This is a genomic window from Candidatus Edwardsbacteria bacterium (genome assembly GCA_018821925.1).
Lineage (GTDB): Bacteria > Edwardsbacteria > AC1 > AC1 > EtOH8 > UBA2226.
This window is the reverse complement of sequence record JAHJLF010000054.1, coordinates 1-19,867: the sequence shown is the minus strand read 5'-3', so window position 1 is coordinate 19,867 and position 19,867 is coordinate 1. Positions and strand designations below refer to the sequence as shown.

Sequence of the window (19,867 nt, the reverse complement as noted above, 5' to 3'; positions counted from 1 at the left end):
GTATTCCCGGAAGTTCAAGGAGATCGGCCGCAAGGTGCGCCTGGTGGCCTGCATAGACGGGTTGAAGATCAATCACAAGGTCCAGGATTATTACGGGGAACAGGTCAAAAAGCTTCTGGATGGGACGATTATTTGCTTCGCCCGGTATGGCAAGGACCCGATGGCCAGAATGACAGTGCGTACATCATCCCGCAAGGTAAAATTTGATATAAATATTTATGACACCCGGGAGCAGGCAACAGAGGCGGTCGAGAAAATAAAGTAAAAACCGGGCATAAACTCTTTCCTGAAAACAGCCGGAACAAAGGCATTCCTTTTAAAAGGAGGAGGCTGAAATATGGATCTTGATTACAAAATCTGGACCGATCCTGTTAAGAACCGATTATACTTGGTGATCAAAGGCCCCATTTCGGACGAAACGGCCAAAGCCGCCGCCGATAAGACCATGGAGGAGGCCAAAAAACTCCAATCCGGTTTTACCGTAGTAAGCGATATCTCCCAAGCCCATCCCATCGGTCCCAAAGGCGCTATCGAGATCAAGCGGGCTCAGGCCTTTTTGGGATACTTGGGGGTCAAACGCATGATCCAGGTCGTACCACCGTCCGGCAGCGAAGAGGCCAAACAGCAGGGGAATCCTCCGCGGGGATATCCTACCGCCAATACGGCTTCTTCCATTGATGAAGCCGATATCATATTGGATAGATCGGCATAAGCCGGTATCGAACCATCAAATGAATGAAGGAGGTGTCCGAAATGTGGACTCCGGTCATAGGCCGGAATGCGGGCGCTTTATGGAAGATCCTCAATGCCAAGGGGGAACATAACCTCAGCGCCCTTAAAAAGCAGGCCAAGCTGGACGATAAACATCTTTACCTGGCCATAGGCTGGCTGGCCCGGGAGGACAAGATAAAGTTCACCCAAAATAAAAACCAAATCACAATTTCCCTGAAATAATCCTTATGGAGCAGTCAATATGTATGCCACGGTAATTACCGAACGGGAGAAACAGCTGGGTTTCGTTCTGGGCCAAATGCCCCATCCCAAGAGCCAGTATTTGGCAGAGCCGGAAATCGTTTCTGCGGTGCTGTTCAGATTAGATGGAAATAATGTGATTGCCAAGGTTATTGATCCGATAGGCGGATATCGTTATTATCATAAGCATCAGCTGGGAGACGGCTGGGTAACCGTCAGCAATGTTGAAGTCGATCCCCAGGAGGCCATCTTAAAGACCAGGGAATACCTTTCCAGTCATGAAGCAACGGAGATTTGCTGATATGACGTTGATAAAATGGGCCGCCAAATACAAGGTAAACATCGAGGAAATAGATGATCAGCATATAAAACTTGTCGAACTAGTTAATAATCTATATACTGCCCTGAAAGATGATGGGGCCAAAGCCATCTTGGAAGGGATATTGACCGAGATGATGGATTATGCCGAATACCATTTCGATGCGGAGGAGACCTTGTTCGGGCTTCATCTGTACCCCGAGACCATGCAGCATATTCAGGAGCATAATATATTCAAGAAAACCATTCTTGCGCTGAAGGAAAAACACGAAAATGAAGATTATTCTACCAGTGTAGAAACCATGTTTACGCTGCGCGACTGGCTGACCAAGCATATATTGGAGGAGGATCAAAAATACGTACCATTTTTTAATGGTAACTCCGCATTGTAAGATAGTATTCGTAGCTGATTCATTTATGGCATTATCAAGGGAGTTTTGACTATGAGGGAAATGGCCGAAAAACCCCGCGCCAGCGGCAAATGCCTGCGCGCAGGGGGACCCCGACCGCCCCAGTCACGCCCCTCAGAACCCCTAAAATATATGGAGTATAAACAACCTGCCAAAATCAACCCGCAATACCGGCCAGCCCTGGACCACGCAAGCGGCGTCATAGCTAAAATAATTGGCCAATTAAAACACCCCCGCCAGGGCAGACAGAACGCGGGGGGTCATAGCCTAAAAAAGCAAGCAAACAGGGCATTTCGTTAAAGCCCATCAATCAAAGCCCGTATAACCGCAGAAATAAAAAATCATAAAAGTGTTCAAAGGCCCGGCGGGCCGGGCTAAATTTACAGGTTAAGCCAGCATGAGATAAAGGTGGTGGAGGGGTGAAAAATATTATAATTTTGTTCTTGACAAACATTAACTCATAGGTTAATATATGATTGAACTGATTGAGATGAGAACGGGGCGTACTTTTTCAATAAACGCCCTAAGTGTTGACGGTACTTGTTATACGCTAGATTTTTTAGACTCTCTAGAAAAAACTGACCCGAATGAGCATACGGGCATATTCACACTTTTATCGAGCTCTGCTGAAAATGGGACACCAAAAAATCCTGAAAAGTGTCGCCATTTAAGAGACGATATTTATGAATTTAAACACAAGCATATCCGTTTGTTGTTTTTCTATCAACCAGGCTATATTATTATTTGTACACACGGTGTATGGAAACAAGGGCAAAGAACAAGGCCCAAAGAGATTGATAAAGCAAAGGCTTTAAAGAAAAAATATTTGGAGGGAATATAATGATTAGAACAAAACAAGAAGCAGAAAAGGCTTTTACCCAAAAATTTAAAGCCTTGCACAGTAGTCCTGTGTATTATGCAGAACTTCTAAAAATTGAAGTTACTGAAGCGATTTATAATTTAATGGAAACAAAAAAAATAAACAAAGCTGAATTAGCCCGTAAACTGGGTTGCAAACCGCCTTACATAACAAAGTTATTGCGGGGTACTGCCAATATTACACTGGATAGCTTGGCAAAAATAGCTTTTATGCTTGATGCTAAAATCAATACAAGATTTGAACCCCTGGCAAATGAATTTGATTTCAGCCAGTATTCAAATATAATACCAATGCCTTGTTATACCAAGGAAACAATAACGGTAAAAAGGGCTGAAGACTATGGGCATGTGATGGGGTGGAGCTAACCATGCAACCAGTTATAAAACTGATAGACTATACAATAACCGACTGTACCATAAAAGTACAGCCCCAATTTGCCGGGGTAAAACCATTACCTTTGCCTTGGAAATATGGGTATAAATGGGATCACAATCTGCGGCAATTCAAGGAAATAAAAAACCGTTATAGGTTAAATTTATCATTTACTTTTGATGCGCCAACAAAGGTCCCCTTTCCATATTTTATACACCTTGAGCTTATGGGCATTTTTGAACACACCCCTTTAATAAAAACAGATAACGCCAAGCAATACGTACAAGCAGTAACGTTGAGCGGCCTGGCAATATTATATGGTGTTATGCGGTCGTTGGTTTCTGATATAACTTCGCAATGCTATCAAGGGCGTTTTATATTACCAACCATTAATTTTGTAGAAGATTTAAAGAAAAAACATAAATAATTAAAATTTTACTCGCCCGGCTTTGCCGGGTTTTTAAATTATATATATAATCAATGTCAATACAAAAAGGGGTAAAATGAAGAAGGCAATATTATCATTCATTCTGGCCTTGCTGGCATTATCGTTCAATAACAACGCCCTGGCAGCCAAACCCCTCTCCCTCCGGCTCAACCTGGGCGCCGCCCATTACCCCCTGCCGGCCTGGTCCGACTTTATCGGCCAGCTGTCTAATTCCGAATATAAAAAAGACATCGTCAACCCCTACGGCTCTCTGGCCCTCTATTACGACCTTTCGCCCAAACATTCCCTGTTTGTCGGCACTGAATATTTGCGCACCAATGCTTACTTGGATGCTGTATTGGACGATATGGTGGAAGACCACGCCGCCTGGAAATTCACCGCCACCCCCCTGGACCTGGGCTATGAGTTCAAGCTCAATCCCGCGACGGACGGATTGCGACAACTGTTGATGGTGGGCGTATCTTATTTTAGAAGTGAAGTATCGGTGGAATCTTATACCGTGCCCGAGATATTTCCCCCGGAAAAGCTCAAGCGTACCGGCAACGGCTACGGGTTCTTCGGAGGGATAGGGCTGGAGAAGAATTACACCGAGTTGTTGTATACCACTGTAAATTTCCGGGCCCGCTATGCCGACGGCATGTACTTTGACGACGATCCGGAGGACATAAACGTGGAGTTTACTAGCTTCGACGTCAATCTGGGTATCGGCTGGCGGTTTTAAAGTTCAAAGTCTGTCACACTGAGAAGGCATTCGTGCCTTACTGGCTGAATGTGTGGAAGGAAATAAAAGTCAATAGGCGTATTCGGGAGACAGCGTTTCGTATAAAGACTAAAGCTGAAAGCTCATAAAGTCTAAAGTAAAAAAGTCTCTTTGTGTCTTGAGAACCACAGGTAACAATAAGATGCGTGAACCCCGAAAAAGCGGGGGCATGCTTTGTGGTTAAAAAGGACCTGAGATTGCTTCGGTTGTGAATCTTCGGTGCTATACTCGCAATGACACGGAAGGCAGGCAGAAAGCCGAAAAAGGGTAAAAGCCTCTGCGTCTCTGCGGTGAATAAGAATTTCATTTGACAAGCCAAATCCAAAGCGGTATATTAATATCTGTAAAAGTATTACTAAACCGCTTTTTTTAACGCCTCAATCTCAAGGAAAACAATGCCCGGATACAAATTAACCCCCTACTGGTTCCAGTACCTGGCCGATGGCCGGCCGGCCTATTATCCCAACTGGCTGTGGAGGGAAAAAGCCGCCCTGCTTAAGCTGCTGGGGAAATGGCCGGTGACCGAGGACATCTACCGTCGGAACCTGGCGGCGGCGGAAAGGTCCGGCGACCAGGGGAACATCGCCCAGGCCAAGACAGACCTCAGCCTGATGCTGGATATCCGGGGCCAGACCGAGCAGTCGCACCAACTGGCGTTGGAGGCCCGCGATATATATGAAGAACTGGGCGACCTGCCGGGCCTGGCCAGGACCACCAGCGCTCTGGGCAGCGTCCATCACCACCGGACGGAGTACCCCCGGGCCATGGAATATTTTCAGGCCAGCCTGGAGATCTCCCGGCAGATCGGCCGGGACAAGGAGGTCTGCCAGGCCCTCAACCGCATCGGGCTGCTCTATTACGAGATGCACGAGATAGAAAGATCCCTGGATTATTACCGCCGGGCCCTGCAGATAGCCGAGGAGAAAAAAGATCCCCATTACATAGCCATGGCCGCCGGCAATATCGGCAACGTTCACCTGGAGAGGGAGCAGCTGGACCTGGCCCTGGAGTGCTACCAGCGGGCCCTGTCGGAGAGCCGGCGGACGGGGGACAAGCAGTCCATCGCCTTCGGGGTGGGCAATATCGCCATCATCTACGAGAAGAAGGGCGATTACGCCAAGGCCCTCAAGTGGAACCGCCAGCAGTACGATATCTTCACCGAGCTGGGCGACCAGGTCCACCTGGCGGTGGCCCTGCTGAACATGGGAACCATCCATCTGGAGACCGGGGATCTGCCCCAGGCCGAAAAATACCTGTCCCGGCAGATCGAGCTGGCCCGTCGCCACAACGACCAGCCGATCCTGAGCTTCGGGCTTTACCTGCGGGGAACCGCCCGGGCCGGGCTGGGGGATTTTGCCGGGGCCGAGGAGAGCCTGCTGGAGGCCGTCGGGATCGGCCAGGAACTGGGGTTCCATTATTACCTGTGCGCCTACCGGGCCGCCCTGGCCCGGCTGTACCTGGATACCGGCCGGCCGGACCAGGCCGGTCCGCTGATCGGCCCGGCCCGGGAATCGGCCGATAAGAGCCGCCGCCCGGATATCCTGTTCGACCTGGAGATCGTCGCGGCCCGCCGGCAGGCCTTGGACGACCGGGGCCCGGCGATGGAGAAACTAAAAGGGCTGGCCCAAAAGGCACCCAGCCCCGGACAGCAGGCCGAAGCCCTGTTGCAGCTTTTCCGGCTGGGCCGGGAGGAGGCTGTCCGTCAGCAGGCCCAAACGCTGTATCGGGAGCTTTCCCGGGCGGTGGATAAACACGCCTACCGGAAGGCCCTGGCCGAACTGGAGGCCTAGCCGGCGGCAGGTTAAAGGGCAAAGTAAGCATGCCTTAAGTTTACAGGGGACAGGCGGCAGTTTAAAGTTTAAAGAATAAAGGGCGCGTCATCCTGAAAAGACCATCATTGTAGCAGATGAAGGATCTGCGCCGATAGTTTTGAGATTCTTCGGATAGTTCGGCAGGCTGCCAGGCTCAGAATGACGAAAGCAATGACATAGGGGCGGAAATATCCGTGAAAATCCGTGTCCCATTAAGCATGGATTCCAGCTTTCGCTGGAATGACAAAATGTTGGTTTGAAGCTTAAAAATAAAGGAGTAGCCATGATAGATCGCATGAACGAAGCAGTGGTCAAAGCCCTGCTGGAGGCCATGCCGGGCGAGATCTCGGTGATCGATCACAACGATGAAGTGATCGGCTGGAACAAGCACGACACCCGGCTGTTCCACCGGCCCATGGACAGCATGGGAATGAACTTCCGCAGCTGCCACCCCCAGAGCAGCCTGGCCAAGGTGGAGCAGATCGTGGAGGAGATGAAAAGCGGGAAGCGCGACAGCGCCCGGTTCTGGATAGACCTGCCGCTGGGGCCCAACAAGGAGAAGCACAAGGTGCTGATAGAGTTCTTCGCCCTGCGCGACCAGGATAAAAAATACCTGGGCTGCCTGGAGCACACCATGGACGTCCAGTACATCCGGGAGCTGGAGGGGGAGAAGCGGCTGCTGTCAGAATAACGGGGTACTCTTTCCCCAAAAGCCTGTCACACTGAGAAGACCGCTTGCCTCACTGGCTGAATGTGTGAACATTGCCACCCGTTCAACTTGCCGGGCGAGTAGAGACCTCAGGGTGACAAGGAACCCGTGCACTTTGTGGTTAAAAGAATTCGATCGGACAAAGGCCGCCCCGTATAAGGGCGGCCTTTTTTGTTGATTATTTCTCTTTTATCCGCCCCCTTTTTATGTTACTATTTCTACCGGAAAGCCGAAGCCTTACATTTTAAAAACACCAACTAAAAAAATGAGCTCCACCCATAACATATTGACCCCGGTCCAGCAGGACGCCCTAAAGGAGATCTTCAACATCGGCTCCGGCAACGCGGCCACCACCCTGTCCGAGGTGGTCCATCAGCCGGTACTGGTATCGGTGCCCCAGATCAAGGTCAGCACCGTGGAGGAGGCTTTGTCCTCGCTGGTCAAGCCCGACCTGCCGGTAGTCTGCCTGGTCAACATCTTCGTGGGCGACATCTCCGGCTGCACCCTGTGGCTGATGCCGGGGGAGACCGCTTTGTCCTTCGCCCAGGAGTGCTGGCACAAGATGCCCCGGGCCAAGAAAGAGGCCGAGTTCCATTTCGGGCACATCCACCTGGAGATATCCTCGGTGCTGACCGAGTCCTACCTGAGCGCCTTAAGCGACATGCTGGAGCTGACCTCCATCCCCTCGCCCCCCCTGATGCTGTCCGGGCCCATGCAGAAAGTGATGGCCAGGATCCTGGGCGAGTACGCCCGCTTTGGCGACATCCTGGCCTATGTCCAGAACCGGTTCCGCTTTCCCGGCGAGACCGGGACGGCCAGCGGCTATTTCATGATGCTGCCGGACGCCGCTTCGCTCAAGCGGATCATGACCGCCATGAAGGTGGGCTAGTCATAGACACCATTGCCGGAGCCAATGCCCTTTTATCTTGCAGAGGACCGGGTTAATATTGTAAAATTATCCGTTAAAGAAGCGCGAGCCGCGTAAGCTCGAATGATAATCAACATCAAGAGAGATCGATGACCTATCAGCAAGCCGTAGAATATCTGATGTCCTTTATGGACCGGGAAAAAATTCCGGGTCAGAAATACCATGAGCAGCATTACAACCTGCAGGGCTTCCGGCAGTTTTTGACCGAGCTGGGCAATCCCCAGAATTCCTTCAAATCCATTTTGGTGGCCGGGACCAAGGGCAAGGGCTCCACCGCGGCCATGATAGAATCGGTGTTGCGCCAGCAGAGATTGAAAACCGGGCTGTACACCTCGCCCCACCTGATCAGCTTCTGCGAACGGATAAGGGTAGACGGCAAGAATATTCTGGAGCGGGATTTCGCCCAGCGCCTGGAGTGGCTGAAGCCCTTTCTGGAGAAGTCCCGGGCCGAAGGCCGGCAGCGCACAGTGTTCGAGATACTGACCGCCCTGGCCTTCCTGTATTTTCAGGAGGTGGGGGTGGAATGGGCGGTATTGGAGGTGGGGGTGGGCGGCCGGCTGGACTGCACCAATGTGGTCAACCCCCGGGCGGCGGTGATCACCAATATCAGCCTGGACCATACCGAGATCCTGGGGGACACCATCGCCCGGATTGCCGCCGAGAAGGCCGGCATCATCCGCCAGGACGCCTTGGTGATAACCTCTCCCCAGCCGCCCGAGGCCCTGAAGGTGATCCTCAAGAAATGCCAGGATTCGCTGGCCCGGCTGTTCCAGGTGGGACGCGATGTGGGCTTCCGGATAACCGACCAGACGCCGCACAGCGTCACCATCGACCTGGCCGGGACCTTCGGCTCCATGACCAACCTGGAGGTGGGCTTGCCGGGCGATTTTCAGGCCGAGAACGCCGCCGCCGCCTTTGCTGCGCTGCGCAGCCTGCAGTACCGCAACCTGATCTTAAGCGACAATGTCATCAGGGATGGTTTCAAGTCGTTAAGCTGGCCTGGCAGGATGCAGCAGGTATCGCAGGAGCCGGTGATCATCATCGATGGGGCCCACAACGGCCACTCCGCCGGGCGCCTGATGGACTCCCTGGAGAAGACCTATCCCGGGACCGGGAGGGTAGTGGTGCTGGGCATCTCCGCCAACAAGGACATTGCCGGGATAGTGGACAGTCTGGCGCCGGGTTGCCGGGCGGTGGTGATCACCAGGGCCCGGCACTCCCGGGCGGCCTCGCCCGAGGTCATCAGGGAACAAGTGGCCAAGCACGGGGTGGCGGCCATAATCACCGAGAACCTGGGCGAAGCCCTGGAGAAGGCCAAACAGCTGGTGGCCGTCAATGATTTGATAGTGATCACCGGGTCGCTGTTCCTGGCCGGCGAGGCGTTGGAGATGTTCGGGGAGAAAGTATAGGGGACGATAGAACGCGGATCGGACGGATCCTTCGTCTGTAAAATGGATCCCGCTCACAGGATGGAGAGCCGCAAATTGTCACCCTGAGACATCTCCATACCCGACAGATTGAACGGGTGGCAGATGTTTATGGTCACACATTCAGCCAGCAGGGCAAGCCGGTCTTCTCAGTGTGACAAATTTATGTTCCTCGTTTGCGCTGCAGGAAGCCAACCTCGTAATGACGGCGGGCCACGATAAAAATCATTGGGGCACGGATTCACACGAACATTGATTGTGATATTAGCAATATATAAAAATGATCCGTGAAGATCAGTGTCCTAATTAATCAGATGAAACAATGCTGGAGATCATAATGGACAGACAACAGGCCAAGGAACTTCTGGAGCAGACCATTCCCAACAAGAACCTGCAGAAACACATGCTGGCGGCCGAGGCCTGCATGAAAGGACTGGCGGCCCATTTCGGCGAGGACCAGGATCAATGGGCCCTGGCCGGTCTGCTGCACGATCTGGATTACGACCAGACCGCCGATGATTTTCCCAACCACGGGCTGGTCACCGCAAAGATGCTGGAGGGCAAGGGGATATCCGAGGATATCATCCATGCCATTAAGGCCCATCCCGGGCATGTGGAGGCCAAATCGAAGATGGACTTCGCCCTGTATGCGGTGGACCCGCTGACCGGGTTGATCGTGGCCGCCGCCCTGATGCACCCCTCCAAAAAGCTGGCCAACCTGGACGTGCCGTTCATTATGAAACGCTACAAGGAGAAGCGTTTTGCCGCCGGGGCCAACCGTGAACAGATCCAGACCTGCGATAGGCTGGGGCTGAGCCTGGAGGATTTCGTGGGCAAGTGCCTGGCGGCCATGCAGGGGATAGCGGATGATTTGGGACTGTAAGTTAGTTATTAGATAATAGTTGATAGATGTTAGGGGTTGTAATTGTAGGGGCGAAGGGCCTTCGCCCGGACCTCACCCCGACCACTTCGTTCAGGGCAAAATAATCCAAGCTCAGTGCAGGCTCTCTCAAAATAAATTTAGAGCGGGAAAGTGAACATATAATCAAGGGAAAGCCATGATTAAATCATTCAAAAACAAAACCCCCAAGATTGACCAGTCGGCCTTTGTGGCCGAAAATGCGGTCATCATCGGCGACGTGGAGATCGGCGAAAAATCCAGCATCTGGTACGGGGTGGCCATCCGGGCCGACATCAACCATGTTCGGATCGGGAAGGAAACCAACATCCAGGAGAACACCGTCATCCACGTGGACCTCAACGACCGGGGGCTGGGCGACTGCGCCACCATCATAGGTGACCGGGTCACCGTCGGGCACGGGGCAATATTACATGGCTGCAAGATCGGCGACGACTGCCTGATCGGCATGGGGGCCATCGTGCTCTCCGGGGCCAGCGTCGGGGCCGGGTCGGTGGTGGCGGCCGGGGCATTGGTCAAAGAGGGCCAGCAGATCCCGCCCCGCTCCATGGTGATGGGCATGCCGGCCGAGGTCAAGCGCCAACTGCCGGAGGAGGCCATCGAAAAGATCCGCGCCAGCGCCCAGCATTACGTGGATTTGGCCGAGGAATACAAATAGGTCATCGAACAATTGGTCAGAGTAGTAAGAGGGTCAGTTAATCCTTCCCGCTTTCTCTTTGAAGAGAAAGCTACAAAGAGAACTGTCGCTGCACCGCTGCCCGGAAGTTTATGATATCCAGTTGCCTAAATGTCTTGACCACGAAATTAGGCACCCGCAGGCAAAACATTTTTAACGGCAGCTTTTTGCCGGGCAGCAGCGCTGATGCGACCCGGGACCCCGCCTTCAGTGGAGCGGTTTACACTTCAGCCCCGATAAAGCAGTCATTGTGTTATGCACATCCTGCTTGTTCTGGTTCAATGAATGCCGGGGCACAGGCCTTACTATCCGCGGAACTGGGCGGTGAAGACTTCTTTGGTTACTTTCTTAGTCATAAGAAAGTAACAATATCAGCAATAATTAAAGATTTATTTACGGGTGTTTTGTGTCTGCGCACGCAAGCGTGGGAAGATTTCTCTGTGTAGAAGATAATGTTAAGGAGGTTTGATCGTGCGGTTGAATTACTACTGGCGGGAGGCCCTAGCCGGCCTGAAGCGGGCCAAGCTGATGACCTTTTTGTCGGTATCCAGCATCACCGCGGCCCTGTTCATTCTGGGATCATTCCTGCTGGTTACCTTTAATTTCCAGAGGGCCATCGATCAGGTCAAGGGCAAGTTCGAGATACAGGTTTTTTTAAGGGACAATGTGGTCAACAGCCAGGCGTTGGTGATCGGCAGCCGCATCCGGGACATCCCCGGGATACAGGAGACGGAATACGTATCCAAACAGGAGGCCCTAAAACAGTTCCGGCAGGAGTTGGCGGACAAGGCCGATCTGCTGAACGCCATCGAAACCAACCCCCTGCCCCAGTCATTCAGGATCAAACTCAAGGCGGATTACCGCAATCCCGAGTCCATCACCCGGATCGCCGAGGGGATCCGAAAGATCAAAGGAGTGGAGGAGGTGGAATACGGCAAGGCCTGGCTGAGCAGGCTGTACCGGGTGGTGCGCCTGCTGATAGTGATAGACTTTTCCCTGATGGTGATAGTCAGTCTGGCGGCGGTGATGGTGGTGTTCAACACCATCCAGTTGACGCTATACGCCCGGCGCCAGGCCATCGAGATCATGAAACTGGTAGGGGCCGACGGGGCCCACATCCGCCGGCCGTTCCTTTTGGAGGGGATGCTGCAGGGGCTGGCCGGCAGTCTGGCCGGGCTGACCCTGCTGTACCTGGCCTACCGTCTGCTGTCATCTTATTTTGATATGTTCGGATTCTTCACCAGCCAGCAGCTGCTGGCATTGCTGGCCTTCGGGGTGTGTTTGGGCGGCCTGGGAAGCTTGATAGCCGTCCAAAAGTTCCTGTTCCGGACCGTCCAGCCGGGAAACAGCTGAGAAATTTGCTCTTTACTTTTGGGAAAGATGATTGTATAATTACCCCTGTCTTTGAGGGACTGTCCGCGCTTGTCCGCTCGTGCCAAAGGCAGATCCGCCTATATGGATTTACCTGCGGTGGCGGACTATAGATGCTAACTTGATGATGGCGGGAAATACATGAAAATGAAAATCATGGGCGCCCTTCGAAAGTAAGGCGTGAAGTATTTCTCAGGATGACGGAGCAATGATATAAGTTGGGCGATTAGCTCATCCTTCGGAAGAAATTAAATTTACAGATCTCAGGATTGGGTCAATAAATAAGGGCGATTAGCTCAGTTTTGGTTAGAGCGCATGCTTGACATGCATGAGGTCACAGGTTCAAGTCCTGTATCGCCCACCATAATGCCGGTATTTAGAGATACCGGCATTATATTTTTGATATTTTTCATTGACATCCTTAGCCCAATGGTGCTAAAATGAAAACAATGAAATTAATAAACAAAGGACGAAATGCCCTACCTTTTAATCGTAATAAAATGTAATTTAAAAATAAGCCGGCCGGTCAAAAGCACACCTGCCGATAAGCATTGGTTCTAACCGGTGCGTTTCCCGATATAGGGAAACGCACTTTTTAATTATAGCCGGAGAGACGATACGCCATGAGAGAGACCCTTCAAGCCATCTACCAGATCCAAAAGCTGGACGATAGGATCAGAGACAACCAGGGCCGGCTGGACCAGATACCGAAGGATAGCGCCGATATCCAGGACCGGCTCAAACAATCGCGCTCCCGCTTGGACGAGATAGACCGGCAACAGGAAGATCTATCCAAGCAAAAGAAAAACATGGAACAAGAGGTCGAGCAGACCTCGGCCAATATCAAGAAACATCAGACCCAGCTGCTTTTGGTAAAGACCAACAAGGAATATACCACCATGCTGCACGAGATAGAGGGGGAGAAAAAGAAGATCTCCGATATCGAGGAGCAGATACTGACCATCATGGAGAGCCTGGAAAAGCTGGGCCTGCAGGAGGCAGAGGAAAAAGCGGTCTTTGCCTCCGCCGAAAATGACAGCCGGGGAAAACAGCAGGAGCTGGACAAGGAGGCGGCCGGGGTGTCGGTAAAATTGGATGAGTTGAAAAAGGCCAAGCAGGATTCGTTGACGGGCTTGCCCAAGGATATTCTGGCCACCTACGATAAGATCGGCAAAGCCCGCAACGGTATAGCGGTGGTGGCGGTCAAGAACGGGGCCTGCGGGGGTTGCTTCGGCAGCCTGCCCACCCAGATGCTCAACCGCATCCGGGACCTGGATAAGATAATAACCTGCGAGAATTGCGGCCGGATCTTGGTCTGGCAGGATCCCAAACAACAATAGTAACCTTAGCGAGGTGCGATTATGACCAAGGACAAGGACCAGATATATTCCAAACTTTCGACCGTGCTGCGAAAGGTGGCGTCCGGCCATCCTATGGAGGATATCTCGGAGTCCATGGGATGCACCAAGGACACTCTCAAGGAGGCTTTGGTGGCCCTGGCCGAAAAGATCGAAACTGATTTTGGCGTCACCCAGGTGACGCTGGCCATCGATGGCGCGTCCCGGGGCAATCCCGGCGAGGCCGGGGCCGGGGCGGCCCTGGTGGACAGCCACGGGAACATCCTGGCCGAGCGCAGCCAATATCTGGGCAAGGCCACCAACAACGAAGCCGAGTATCAGGCCCTGATCTTCGGGCTGAAGCTGGCCAAGGAGCGGGGATTTTCCAAGCTGTCCATTCAGACCGACAGCGAACTGCTGGCCAACCAGATAAAGGGCAGCTACCGCATCAAGGAGCCGCGGCTGAAAAAGCTGTTCGTCCAGGCCCAGGAGCTGCTTTCCCAGATGGAGAAATGGGATATCCAAGCGATCCCCCGGGCCCAGAACCGGCTGGCCGACCGGCTGGCCAACCTGGCCATTGACAATCAGACCCTTCCGGAATTATAATGAAGTCTATCTAGGACAGGACCGGGTGATCGCCCCGCCTCTGGCGGGGAGGAAAGTCCGAGCTCCAGAGGGCAGGCAGCCCCGGGAATACCGGGGGGTCCGCCGGTAATGCGGCGGGTACGGAAAGCGCCACAGAAAATATACCGCCCCGCCTCTGGCGGGGTAAGGGTGAAAAGGCGAGGTAAGAGCTCACCGCCTGGCAAGGCAACTTCCAGGGCATGGCAAGCCCCTGCCGGAGCAAGACCAAATAGATTCCGCCGATCCGCTGAAAAGCGGTATAAGGACGGCCCGTTCGGAAGGCGGAAGGGTAGGTTGCTTGATCCCCGTCGTTAGGCGGGGACCAGAGAGATGATCGCCGTCCCGTTATGCGGGATACAGAACTCGGCTTACAGGTCCTGTCCCTTTTTAAGTAAAAACAAAAAATGTATATGGAAAGAAAATGGATATTCCCCGATGGCGGGGACGAACAATTGGTTAAGGAACTGGCGGTCTCGTTGGAGGTAACTCCCCTGGTGGCCCGGCTGTTGCTGGTCCGGGGGATAAAAAACGCCGATGAGGCCCGGCTGTTCCTGGACCCCCAGATGAGCGATTGTCATGATCCCTTTACCATGAAAGGCATGGACGTCATCGTTGTCCGCCTGGAAAAGGCCCTCCGGGAAAAAGAGAGGATCATGATCTACGGCGATTACGATGTCGACGGCATCACCGGGACGGCATTGTTATGGCGCTCCCTGTCATACCTGGGGGGCGATGTCACCTGGTATCTTCCCAACCGGGCCAAAGAGGGATACGGCATTTCTTCCAGCGGCGTCGAGGAAGCCCAGAAACGCGGAGTCAAATTGATAGTCTCGGTGGACTGCGGCATAACCGCCCATAAGGAGGTCGAGCTGGCCCGGTCGCTGGGCATAGAATGCATAATAACCGATCACCATGAACCCAAGGAAAGCCTGCCCGCTGCGGTGGCGGTGCTGGATCCCAAACGGACCGACTGTAATTATCAGTTCCAGGAGCTGGCCGGGGTGGGGGTGGCCTATAAGATGCTTCAGGGGCTATACCGGCACTTGGGCCTGGACGAAGCCCAGCTGCAGGAAAATTTGGATTTGGTGGCTCTGGGAACTTTGGCCGACATTGTTCCGCTGACCGGCGAGAACCGGGTGCTGGCAAAATACGGGCTGGAGAAGATCCGCAGCAGCAGCAAACCCGGCATCAGAGCCCTGCTGGAGGTGACCAGCCTCACCGGGAAGCCTCTGGATTCCGGCCAGATCGTGTTCATGCTGGCCCCCCGGATCAATGCGGCCGGCAGGATCGGCGAGGCCGATTCGGCCCTAAGGCTGTTGATCACCGAGAATCAGGACGAGGCCTTTGCCATCGCCCGGACCCTGGACCAGGAGAACCGCAAGCGCAAGGAGATAGACGAGCAAATCCTGGCCGATGCCGTTAACATGGTGAAACAACGGGTGGACCTGGATCAGGAGATGGTGATAGTGCTGGAATCCGAAAATTGGCACCAGGGGGTCATCGGCATCGTAGCCTCCCGGCTGGTGGAGCAGTTCTACCGCCCCACCATCCTGATCGCAGTGGACGGCGAGAAGGGCAAGGGCTCGGCCAGATCCATCGCCGCCTTCCACTTACACGAAGCGTTGAAGGGCTGCCAGGAGCATCTGTTGAGCTTTGGCGGGCATAAGTATGCCGCCGGGATGTCCATAGCGGCGGCCAAGATCCCGGAGTTCCGCCAGAAGATGAACCAGATCGCCAAACAGACGCTGACCAGCGATGACCTGATGCCCACCCAGGCGCTGGACGCTCTGGTGGACCTGGACGAAATGGATTTTAATACCGTCAGGAGCTTTGCTAAATTCGCCCCCTTCGGGCCGGGCAACCGTCATCCGGTGCTGGCCTCACAGCAGCTGCGGGTGGTGGGGAGCCCGTACATTGTTGGTAAGAACCACCTGAAGTTCAAGGTCAAGCAGAAACAGCGGGTGTTTGATGCCATCGGGTTCTCCTTCGGCGATTTGTTGGACGAGGTGGAGGATCCCGATGCCACGCTGGATATGGCCTTTGTGCTGGAGGAGAACGAATGGCAGGGGCAAAAGAAACTACAGCTGCGCCTGAAGGATATCAAGGTCCGGTGACTCTTTTATAAGTAGCATACTAGAGCGCCGTAGCTGTGGCGAAGGCGCTCCGCTGAAAATGTATCATCATCAAGAATTTTTCCGAATTTAAATGAGCATTATCTACAACCATTCGGTGCTTCCCAACGGCATAACCTTGGTAAGTGAAAAGATCCCCCACGTGCGCTCGGTGGCCGTTGGGCTGTGGATAGCCCGGGGATCGCGGGATGAGAGGTCAAGCGAGAATGGCCTGTCCCATCTGATAGAACACCTGCTGTTCAAGGGAACCAAGACCCGCACCGCCCGGGATATCGCCATCTTCCTGGAATCCATCGGCGGCCATCTGGACGCCTTCACCTCCAAGGAAGAGACCTGCTTCTATGCCAGGGTCCTGGACGAGCACCTTCCCCAGGCGGTGGACATCCTGTCCGACATCATCTCCCATCCCCGCTTTGACCCCCAGGATCTGGAGAAGGAGCGGAAGGTCATTCTGGAGGAGATCAAAACGATCGAGGATACCCCTGATGAGGTGGTCCACGAGCTTTTTTCCGAGGCCCTGTTCGACGGGCACCCGCTAAGCTACCCCATCCTGGGCAGCCGGGAGAATTGCCAGTCTTTTAAAATGGCGGACATACAGGCCTTTCGCCGGAAGAACTATCTTCCCGGAAACATGGTGCTGGCGGTGGCCGGGCGGGTGGAACACCAGACCCTGGAGCAGCTGGCCCAGAGATACCTGGGCCAATACCAAACCTCTGCCCCCGCCAAGAAAAACGCCGATGCCGATATAAAGGCCCCGGGGTTATTGCTGAAAAGGAAAAAGACCTCCCAGGTGCACATCTGCCTGGGGATGCCGGCTCTGGCCTTCAGCGATCCCGGCCGTTATGCCCTGCTGGTGCTGAACACCATCTTCGGGGGAGGGATGAGCTCCCGGCTGTTCCAAAAGATCCGGGAGGAGGAGGGTCTGGCCTATTCCATCTATTCCTTTGCCGACCTGTACCGCGATACCGGGCTATTCGGGGTTTATCTGGGGGTGGCGGTGGAGCAGACCAGAAGATCTTTGGAAACCACCCTGGCCGAATTCAAACGGCTGCTGGTGGAGCCGCCTTCTCCGGAGGAACTGGAGAATGCCAAGTCCCAGCTCAAAGGCAATCTGATGCTGGGGCTGGAGAGCACCTCCAACCGGATGATGCGCCTGGCCAAGATGGAGATAAACCGGGAGCCCTACCTGGACCTGGGGCAGACCCTGGCCAGGATCGATGCCGTCACAACCGATGATCTTTTAGCAATTGCCCAAAGAGTGATACGACCGGAGGCTTTGGCGGCGGCCGTTCTGGGGCCGGTATCCGCTAGGGAGATCTCATTGCCGCAACTGCGGGAACTGCTCCAGGGCAGCTAATAATCCGAGCGATTAAGTGTAGTCATTGTTTTTCGTCATTCCTGCGAAAGCAGGAATCCATTCCCTTTAATAATAGAAATATTAATATTCAAGTTTATAGGATGGCGACAATGAGTAAAGAGAAAAAAACGGCCATGAGCCTGTCCCAAAGGGCCCTGGGCATGCAGGCCTCTCCCATCAGAAGATTAGTGCCGTTGGCCGACGCAGCCAAGCAGAGGGGCACCCATATCTATCATCTCAACATCGGGCAGCCGGATATCGCCACCCCCAGGGATATCATGGATGCCATCCGTAATTTCGGGGAGGAGGTGCTGGCCTACGGCCCCTCGCAGGGGCTGCCGGCCCTGAGGCAGGAGATAAAGAAATATCTGGAGAAGCAGGATATCATGGTATCAGCGGACGATGTTCTGGTGACCACTGCCGGCTCCGAGGCCATCATCTTCGCCCTGATGGCCATCGGCGATCCCGGCGACGAGATCCTGGTACCAGAGCCGTTCTACACCAACTACAACGGTTTCGCCACCATGGCCGGCATGAAGATCGTGCCGGTGCCCACCGATGTTGAGGAGGGCTTCGCCCTGCCCTCCAAGGCCGAGTTCGTCAAGCGGATCACCGATAGAACCAAGGCCATCATGTACTGTTCGCCCAATAATCCCACCGGGGCCCTCTTCTCCAGAAAAGATCTGGAGATGCTGGCTGACCTGGCCAAGGAGAAAAATCTTTGGCTGCTGGCCGACGAGGTCTACCGGGAGTTCACCTACGACGGCGGCTACCACACCAGCATACTTCACATTCCGGGGGTAGAAGATAGGGCCATCATGATGGATTCCATCTCCAAGCGTTTCTCGGCCTGCGGGGCCCGGGTGGGCTGTGTGGTCTGCCGAAATACCGATATCATGCAGACCATGCTCAAGTTCGGGCAGGCCCGGCTGTGCCCGCCCACCATCGAGCAGGTGGGGGCCATCGCCGGATACCAGAGCATAGATAAATACCTTAAAAAAATGATCACCGAATACCAGCGGCGCCGTGATGTGGTCTGCGAGGAGCTGGTCAAGATACCGGGGGCCATCTTCAAAAAGCCGGCCGGGGCTTTCTACATCATGCCTCATCTGCCGATCGACGATTCCGACAAGTTCGCCCAGTGGATGCTGACCGATTTCTCGCACGAGGGGGCCACCACCATGGTGGCCCCGGGCGACGGTTTTTATGCCACGCCGGGCCAGGGCAAGCAGGAGGTCCGCCTGGCCTATGTGCTGAATGAGGGCGACCTGCGGAAAGCCCTGAAAGTGCTGGCCAAAGGGATAGAAGCTTATAACCGCAGGAAATGATTGCGAAAAATCTGACTACGGGGCGATCGGAGCATCGCCCCTTTGCATTTATTCAACAATTTTATTGTCAAACATATCGGCAATTGATATAATAATCAATCGAACAAATAAAATTAATTCATAAAGAAGTAAAGAAGTAATGAAAACCTTGAAAATAAAGATCTCTTTACTCTCCGATTCGGCCCAGGTGCCGGAGTATTCCACCGCCCATTCCTCCGGGATGGATCTTACGGCGGCTATCAAGAAAGCGATTAAGATAAAGCCGGGACGGATAAACCTGGTGCCCACCGGCCTGGCCCTGGAGATTCCGCCCGGCTACGAAGGGCAGGTCCGCCCCCGGAGCGGCCTGGCGGTTAAATATGGCATTTCCGTCGTCAATGCGCCGGGCACCATCGACGCCGATTATCGCGGAGAGGTGGGGGTGATCCTGATCAACCTGGGGAAGAAGGATTTTATCATCCGGCCCGGCGACAGGATTGCTCAGCTGGTGATAAGCCCGGTGGTCAAGGCGAAGCTGGTCAAAACAAAATCGCTGAATAGCACCGCCCGGGGCCAGGGCGGCTTCGGCCACACCGGCGTGGGAAAACGCAAATAGATGTGATAAAAAACTCTCTAAAATAAAATGTTTAACTTGCAGATAATAAAACCAAACTAATATGAAAAACCTAATAGTTATAGTTACAACAATTTTTCTTTTGAATAGCGTATGTTATTCAAAAGGAAGCAAGATAATAAAACAAACAGAAGTAGATAAATTTAAAGAGACCTTTACCTATGGTAGTTATAAAGAAAAAAAAGAGGCACTCAATGATATACACTTAGTTGATAAAACGGTAGCATTCGATATTATAAAACTAGAATTAGAAAATTATAAATGGCTGAATCTTAGGGAAGAAGTTACTGAAAAGTTGATTTATATCGACATTGAACGGACGACCCCGTTAGTTTGGAAATATTTAGGGGACAGTATTTACAATAGGCGTTTGGAAATATTAAGTGGTATTGCAAGGGCAAATAATAAAAAACTAATCAATACCGTTGATAAGTATAGGCCAAAAAACATAAAAGAAAAAATTATAATTGCATAT

24 protein-coding genes, 1 tRNA gene and 1 other RNA gene are annotated in these 19,867 nt (G+C 53.2%); all 26 read left to right on the top strand.

Going from position 1 to position 19,867, the window contains the following annotated elements:
• The coding region (locus KJ869_06575; protein ID MBU1576856.1) for a hypothetical protein at nt 1-265 on the top strand (265 nt) is incomplete at its 5' end.
• Nucleotides 266-337: 72 nt separating this feature from the next.
• Nucleotides 338-712, top strand: coding sequence for a hypothetical protein (locus tag KJ869_06570; protein ID MBU1576855.1), 375 nt, complete (start codon nt 338-340; stop codon nt 710-712).
• Between the two features lie 41 nt (nt 713-753).
• Complete coding sequence (locus KJ869_06565; protein MBU1576854.1) at nt 754-954, top strand: winged helix-turn-helix domain-containing protein; 201 nt, start codon at nt 754-756, stop codon at nt 952-954.
• A gap of 19 nt (nt 955-973) precedes the next feature.
• The gene (locus KJ869_06560) at nt 974-1,273 is read left to right on the top strand and encodes a hypothetical protein (protein ID MBU1576853.1); all 300 of its coding nucleotides are present in this window, start codon (nt 974-976) and stop codon (nt 1,271-1,273) included.
• Nucleotide 1,274: 1 nt separating this feature from the next.
• Nucleotides 1,275-1,682: a bacteriohemerythrin gene (locus KJ869_06555; GenBank protein ID MBU1576852.1), complete on the top strand. Its 408-nt coding sequence runs from the start codon at nt 1,275-1,277 to the stop codon at nt 1,680-1,682.
• A gap of 490 nt (nt 1,683-2,172) precedes the next feature.
• A complete protein-coding gene (locus tag KJ869_06550) occupies nt 2,173-2,541 on the top strand; it encodes a type II toxin-antitoxin system RelE/ParE family toxin (protein ID MBU1576851.1) in 369 nt (122 codons plus the stop codon).
• Entirely contained in the window at nt 2,541-2,945 is a 405-nt protein-coding gene (locus KJ869_06545) for a helix-turn-helix transcriptional regulator (GenBank protein MBU1576850.1), read from the top strand. The genes KJ869_06550 and KJ869_06545 overlap by 1 nt, the downstream gene beginning before the upstream one ends.
• 2 nt (nt 2,946-2,947) lie before the next feature.
• Nucleotides 2,948-3,379 (top strand): protein-export chaperone SecB, encoded by a 432-nt coding sequence (locus tag KJ869_06540; protein ID MBU1576849.1) that lies wholly within the window; start codon nt 2,948-2,950, stop codon nt 3,377-3,379.
• A gap of 76 nt (nt 3,380-3,455) precedes the next feature.
• Nucleotides 3,456-4,121, top strand: coding sequence for a hypothetical protein (locus tag KJ869_06535; GenBank protein MBU1576848.1), 666 nt, complete (start codon nt 3,456-3,458; stop codon nt 4,119-4,121).
• A 434-nt stretch (nt 4,122-4,555) separates the two neighbouring features.
• The gene (locus KJ869_06530; GenBank protein ID MBU1576847.1) at nt 4,556-5,950 is read left to right on the top strand and encodes a tetratricopeptide repeat protein; all 1,395 of its coding nucleotides are present in this window, start codon (nt 4,556-4,558) and stop codon (nt 5,948-5,950) included.
• 304 nt (nt 5,951-6,254) lie between these two features.
• Nucleotides 6,255-6,662, top strand: a complete 408-nt coding sequence (locus KJ869_06525) for a PAS domain-containing protein (GenBank protein ID MBU1576846.1) — start codon at nt 6,255-6,257, stop codon at nt 6,660-6,662.
• Nucleotides 6,663-6,945: 283 nt separating this feature from the next.
• Nucleotides 6,946-7,569: a chemotaxis protein CheC gene (locus tag KJ869_06520; protein ID MBU1576845.1), complete on the top strand. Its 624-nt coding sequence runs from the start codon at nt 6,946-6,948 to the stop codon at nt 7,567-7,569.
• Nucleotides 7,570-7,697: 128 nt separating this feature from the next.
• Complete coding sequence (locus tag KJ869_06515) at nt 7,698-9,017, top strand: bifunctional folylpolyglutamate synthase/dihydrofolate synthase (GenBank protein ID MBU1576844.1); 1,320 nt, start codon at nt 7,698-7,700, stop codon at nt 9,015-9,017.
• Between the two features lie 355 nt (nt 9,018-9,372).
• A complete protein-coding gene (locus tag KJ869_06510) occupies nt 9,373-9,918 on the top strand; it encodes an HDIG domain-containing protein (protein MBU1576843.1) in 546 nt (181 codons plus the stop codon).
• A 175-nt stretch (nt 9,919-10,093) separates the two neighbouring features.
• On the top strand, nt 10,094-10,612 hold the full coding sequence (locus KJ869_06505) for a gamma carbonic anhydrase family protein (GenBank protein ID MBU1576842.1): 519 nt from the start codon (nt 10,094-10,096) through the stop codon (nt 10,610-10,612).
• Between the two features lie 134 nt (nt 10,613-10,746).
• Entirely contained in the window at nt 10,747-11,076 is a 330-nt protein-coding gene (locus KJ869_06500; GenBank protein MBU1576841.1) for a hypothetical protein, read from the top strand.
• A 25-nt stretch (nt 11,077-11,101) separates the two neighbouring features.
• Entirely contained in the window at nt 11,102-11,983 is an 882-nt protein-coding gene (gene ftsX / locus KJ869_06495) for a permease-like cell division protein FtsX (GenBank protein ID MBU1576840.1), read from the top strand.
• 303 nt (nt 11,984-12,286) lie between these two features.
• Nucleotides 12,287-12,365, top strand: a tRNA-Val gene (locus KJ869_06490).
• Nucleotides 12,366-12,624: 259 nt separating this feature from the next.
• Nucleotides 12,625-13,341 (top strand): hypothetical protein, encoded by a 717-nt coding sequence (locus KJ869_06485; GenBank protein ID MBU1576839.1) that lies wholly within the window; start codon nt 12,625-12,627, stop codon nt 13,339-13,341.
• A gap of 114 nt (nt 13,342-13,455) precedes the next feature.
• Entirely contained in the window at nt 13,456-13,944 is a 489-nt protein-coding gene (locus KJ869_06480) for a ribonuclease HI family protein (protein MBU1576838.1), read from the top strand.
• Nucleotides 13,945-13,957: 13 nt separating this feature from the next.
• Nucleotides 13,958-14,349: RNase P RNA component class A (gene rnpB / locus KJ869_06475), an RNA gene on the top strand.
• A 23-nt stretch (nt 14,350-14,372) separates the two neighbouring features.
• Entirely contained in the window at nt 14,373-16,076 is a 1,704-nt protein-coding gene (gene recJ / locus KJ869_06470) for a single-stranded-DNA-specific exonuclease RecJ (GenBank protein MBU1576837.1), read from the top strand.
• A gap of 91 nt (nt 16,077-16,167) precedes the next feature.
• The gene (locus tag KJ869_06465; protein MBU1576836.1) at nt 16,168-17,451 is read left to right on the top strand and encodes an insulinase family protein; all 1,284 of its coding nucleotides are present in this window, start codon (nt 16,168-16,170) and stop codon (nt 17,449-17,451) included.
• A gap of 134 nt (nt 17,452-17,585) precedes the next feature.
• Nucleotides 17,586-18,779, top strand: coding sequence for a pyridoxal phosphate-dependent aminotransferase (locus tag KJ869_06460; protein MBU1576835.1), 1,194 nt, complete (start codon nt 17,586-17,588; stop codon nt 18,777-18,779).
• Nucleotides 18,780-18,918: 139 nt separating this feature from the next.
• The gene (gene dut, locus KJ869_06455) at nt 18,919-19,374 is read left to right on the top strand and encodes a dUTP diphosphatase (GenBank protein MBU1576834.1); all 456 of its coding nucleotides are present in this window, start codon (nt 18,919-18,921) and stop codon (nt 19,372-19,374) included.
• 61 nt (nt 19,375-19,435) lie between these two features.
• Nucleotides 19,436-19,867 (top strand): hypothetical protein (locus KJ869_06450; protein ID MBU1576833.1); only part of this gene is annotated, 432 nt, incomplete at its 3' end.

What these genes read in the sequence shown, in the direction of transcription:
- KJ869_06570 (MBU1576855.1), top strand. Translation starts at nt 338, where the DNA reads ATGGATCTTGATTACAAAATCTGGACCGATCCTGTTAAGAACCGATTA.
- KJ869_06565 (MBU1576854.1), top strand. Translation starts at nt 754, where the DNA reads ATGTGGACTCCGGTCATAGGCCGGAATGCGGGCGCTTTATGGAAGATC.
- KJ869_06560 (MBU1576853.1), top strand. Translation starts at nt 974, where the DNA reads ATGTATGCCACGGTAATTACCGAACGGGAGAAACAGCTGGGTTTCGTT.
- KJ869_06555 (MBU1576852.1), top strand. Translation starts at nt 1,275, where the DNA reads ATGACGTTGATAAAATGGGCCGCCAAATACAAGGTAAACATCGAGGAA.
- KJ869_06550 (MBU1576851.1), top strand. Translation starts at nt 2,173, where the DNA reads ATGATTGAACTGATTGAGATGAGAACGGGGCGTACTTTTTCAATAAAC.
- KJ869_06545 (MBU1576850.1), top strand. Translation starts at nt 2,541, where the DNA reads ATGATTAGAACAAAACAAGAAGCAGAAAAGGCTTTTACCCAAAAATTT.
- KJ869_06540 (MBU1576849.1), top strand. Translation starts at nt 2,948, where the DNA reads ATGCAACCAGTTATAAAACTGATAGACTATACAATAACCGACTGTACC.
- KJ869_06535 (MBU1576848.1), top strand. Translation starts at nt 3,456, where the DNA reads ATGAAGAAGGCAATATTATCATTCATTCTGGCCTTGCTGGCATTATCG.
- KJ869_06530 (MBU1576847.1), top strand. Translation starts at nt 4,556, where the DNA reads ATGCCCGGATACAAATTAACCCCCTACTGGTTCCAGTACCTGGCCGAT.
- KJ869_06525 (MBU1576846.1), top strand. Translation starts at nt 6,255, where the DNA reads ATGATAGATCGCATGAACGAAGCAGTGGTCAAAGCCCTGCTGGAGGCC.
- KJ869_06520 (MBU1576845.1), top strand. Translation starts at nt 6,946, where the DNA reads ATGAGCTCCACCCATAACATATTGACCCCGGTCCAGCAGGACGCCCTA.
- KJ869_06515 (MBU1576844.1), top strand. Translation starts at nt 7,698, where the DNA reads ATGACCTATCAGCAAGCCGTAGAATATCTGATGTCCTTTATGGACCGG.
- KJ869_06510 (MBU1576843.1), top strand. Translation starts at nt 9,373, where the DNA reads ATGGACAGACAACAGGCCAAGGAACTTCTGGAGCAGACCATTCCCAAC.
- KJ869_06505 (MBU1576842.1), top strand. Translation starts at nt 10,094, where the DNA reads ATGATTAAATCATTCAAAAACAAAACCCCCAAGATTGACCAGTCGGCC.
- KJ869_06485 (MBU1576839.1), top strand. Translation starts at nt 12,625, where the DNA reads ATGAGAGAGACCCTTCAAGCCATCTACCAGATCCAAAAGCTGGACGAT.
- KJ869_06480 (MBU1576838.1), top strand. Translation starts at nt 13,456, where the DNA reads ATGGGATGCACCAAGGACACTCTCAAGGAGGCTTTGGTGGCCCTGGCC.
- recJ (MBU1576837.1), top strand. Translation starts at nt 14,373, where the DNA reads ATGGAAAGAAAATGGATATTCCCCGATGGCGGGGACGAACAATTGGTT.
- KJ869_06465 (MBU1576836.1), top strand. Translation starts at nt 16,168, where the DNA reads ATGAGCATTATCTACAACCATTCGGTGCTTCCCAACGGCATAACCTTG.
- KJ869_06460 (MBU1576835.1), top strand. Translation starts at nt 17,586, where the DNA reads ATGAGCCTGTCCCAAAGGGCCCTGGGCATGCAGGCCTCTCCCATCAGA.
- dut (MBU1576834.1), top strand. Translation starts at nt 18,919, where the DNA reads ATGAAAACCTTGAAAATAAAGATCTCTTTACTCTCCGATTCGGCCCAG.